4 protein-coding genes are annotated in these 2,866 nt (G+C 62.9%); 2 read left to right on the forward strand and 2 right to left on the reverse strand.

All coding sequences use genetic code 11. The features are described from left to right. Positions 1-337 (forward strand): CorA family divalent cation transporter (locus FKP22_RS26205; protein WP_310733382.1); only part of this gene is annotated, 337 nt, incomplete at its 5' end. A gap of 182 nt (positions 338-519) precedes the next feature. On the opposite strand, the gene FKP22_RS26210 is transcribed toward FKP22_RS26205, so the two are convergent. Continuing rightward, on the reverse strand, positions 520-1,020 hold the full coding sequence (locus FKP22_RS26210; RefSeq protein WP_141290809.1) for a pyridoxamine 5'-phosphate oxidase family protein: 501 nt from the start codon (positions 1,018-1,020) through the stop codon (positions 520-522). 320 nt (positions 1,021-1,340) lie between these two features. Here FKP22_RS26210 and FKP22_RS26215 point away from each other — a divergent pair, with 320 nt between their 5' ends. Further along, positions 1,341-2,120, forward strand: a complete 780-nt coding sequence (locus FKP22_RS26215) for a hypothetical protein (protein ID WP_141290811.1) — start codon at positions 1,341-1,343, stop codon at positions 2,118-2,120. Positions 2,121-2,331: 211 nt separating this feature from the next. On the opposite strand, the gene FKP22_RS26220 is transcribed toward FKP22_RS26215, so the two are convergent. Then, on the reverse strand, positions 2,332-2,866 hold a 535-nt coding region (locus tag FKP22_RS26220; RefSeq protein WP_141290813.1), incomplete at its 5' end, for a nucleoside/nucleotide kinase family protein.

Genomic DNA, 2,866 nt, shown 5'->3' on the forward strand with positions numbered 1-2,866 from the left:
GCCGCGCTGGATCGCGCAGGACGACCTGGAGGAGCTGCGCCAGTCGACGGAGGAGTTCTCGCTGGTGATCCGCGACGCGGCGGCGCTGCAGGAGCGCATCAAGCTTCTGCAGGAAGAAATGGCAGCGCTGGTCGACGAGCGCACCAGCCAGACGCTGTTCACGCTGACCATGGTCACGGTGCTGGCGCTGCCGATCAACATCACCACCGGCTTCTTCGGCATGAATGTTGGCGGCATGCCGCTGTCCGACAGCCCGCACGGCTTTGCGATCACCGTCACCGTGGTCACGGTCTGCACGCTGATTGCCGCGTGGATTGCGTTTCGGCGCAAGGATTGAGGTGCCTCATCAGGAGGCTTCGACAGGCTCAGCCCGAACGGGAGTTTGTGCTCGGGCTGAGCCCACACGCCGTTCACCCTGAGCCCACACTCCGTTCGCCCCGAGCCTGTCGAAGAGTCCATGACCCGTGCCAAAACCCTTCCGTTCGCCCTGAGCCTGTCGAAGGGCTTCGTGATCAATGCTCAGTTCATCCGAACTTCGGCATCCTTGCCCAGCTTCGGCTGCTCGCCAGTCACGGCCGCCTTGGCCATCTTGTAGAGCTGCACGATCTTGCTGTCGTCCACGTCCCAGTAGTGGGCATGCGAGATGCGGACTTCGACCAGCGCGGCGTCCGGGTCGTCCACGCCGCCCTTGAAGTAGGCGTCGTTCAGCTTGGACCACAACTCGCGCTTCTTGGCTTGGTCCGTGCTCACGCTGGCAATGCCGGAGACCGAGACGTAGCTGTCATCGCTCGGGTTGGCATAGCCGATGTTGACCTGCGGGTCGGCCAGCAGGTCGCTGACCGAGTCACCGCTGCGCGACATGAAGAACCACAGCCGATCGTCTTCGTCGATCGTCTTGTTCTGCGTGGTCATCGGCCGGCTGTGCAGGTGGCCGTTGGCGTGGCGGGTGGTGAACAGGCCGAACTTGGTGCCCTTGATCAGCGACCAGAGTTTTTCGCGGGAATGAGTGTCGGAGGTCATCGTTGTGCGTCCCTTGGCTGGGGCGCGCCCGGGGCGGGCACGCAAGACCGTCAGGGTGCCGCGCCTGGGTGGTGACGCGTATCGGCTCACCGGCCGCAGTGGCGTAGGCGCAGGCCTGCAAGGCCCGGGACTCGCATTGGACCGGGGGCCGTCCTGCGCCTTCGATCAAACGACTGGGCTGCCTGCCAACGGCTTGGACGGGGGGCTCCCGAGATGGTGCCTCGGACGATCTCAAGGCTCGCGCTGGTGGTTTAGTTAGTCCGGCCTTAAGTTCGTCGCAAAGATGCCGAAAAGAGTCCACCCACCTTTTCGATGTGCCGATGAAATTCTCATCCCTGCTCGTCGCCATTGCGGCGGCTCTTCTTCATCCCGCCGCGAATTCGGCTGACGAGTCCGTCTCCGGATGGGTCGCTGAGTTCGTCAATGAACACTCGGGTCAAGTGCAGCTCATGGCGATTCCTGCTTCCGGGGCTGCTTGCACCATCACCGGGCCTGTTAGTGGGAAGATTTTTGCCGGAGAGACTTCGGTTCGGCCTGGACTCTCTCCCGATGGAAGAAAGGTTGCCGTTCCACGGCTAAGAGACATCTTGTTGATGAGGCCCGCAACCGACGAGGAGATTTCGGGAGTGAAAGCTGCACCGCGAATCCTTGGAGATGTTCAGAACTCCAAGGGCCCTCTGTGGGCATTCGAAACGGTACAGGGAGCCACGTGGATCACTGATGGTACGTCCGCTGGGCGCTCCGGTATTCGGTGCGATGGGCCAGGCTTTACGCTTCCTGCCCGCGAATTTCCAGGCATTGAATGGGGGGTGTCGAAACTGATCGGATACACAAGTCCTGCAGCTTATGCCGCATCTGCAGCAGAAGTAGACCGGATTGTTCGCGAAGAATCACTTGCTCGCGACCGTAAGGACCGAGGCGAAATGCGTGCCTTGGCTGCCTTTCAATCGGGCTTAAAAGCCGGCGACATGACCAACTGTGGCATGGTCGTCGAGGTGAGGCCGTCAATTTTGCAAGTCCAGATGCGCGAAACACTGCGATGGGTCCGTCGCGACCAACTGCGCCAGTCGAGTGTCAAGTCTTGCAATGTCGAGGGTTGACATTTGAGGAGCCTCTAATTATGGCGAGCATGCGTCATCCACCGTGGTCATCTCCGATGCCCTGACTAAGCGCCTGCAAGAATGCGAGTCGCTCGCGCAAGGCCTTGGCCTTGCCCACGAGCATGGGCGGCAGAACTCCGCCGAACACCCGGTGGACTGGTGACCACCAACCCTCATGTTGGCCAAAGCCGAACGGGAAATATGAGGCACCTTAAAATCCAGCCGGCCAAGCAAGCTGCCAGTCCGCCCGGCCGCCCGCAGCCTCCACCAACCGCGCATTCGGCTCATCATTCCCCAGCGCCCACGCCCGCGCTTCCTCAGCGCTGCGGCCATGGCGCTGGTGGCGCGCAATGAGCTGGGCCAGGCGCTGGTCCTGCTCGACCGCCACGTGCCAGCATTCGTCCAGCAGCGGGCGTACGCCGGCCCAGTCGCCCTGGTCCAGCAGCAGGTAGTTGCCCTCGACGATCAGCAGTGGCGTGTCGGCGGCAATCGGTAGCGCACCGGCAATCGGCTCCTCGATCTCGCGCCGAAAGTCGGGCGCGTAGACGATGCCGTCGCCAGGCCGCTGCTGGCGCAGCCGCTGCAGCAGCGCGACAAAACCTGCCGCATCGAAGGTGTCTGGCGCGCCCTTGCGGCCGGCGCGGTTCAGCCGCTGCAACTCGGCCTGCGCGAGGTGGAAACCGTCCATCGGCACGACTCGCGCAACAGGCCCGAGCTCGGCAAGGTGGTGGCCGTCTTTCCCAAGA

This window comes from Ideonella azotifigens, from assembly GCF_006519715.1.
Taxonomy (GTDB): Bacteria; Pseudomonadota; Gammaproteobacteria; order Burkholderiales; family Burkholderiaceae_C; genus Ideonella; species Ideonella azotifigens.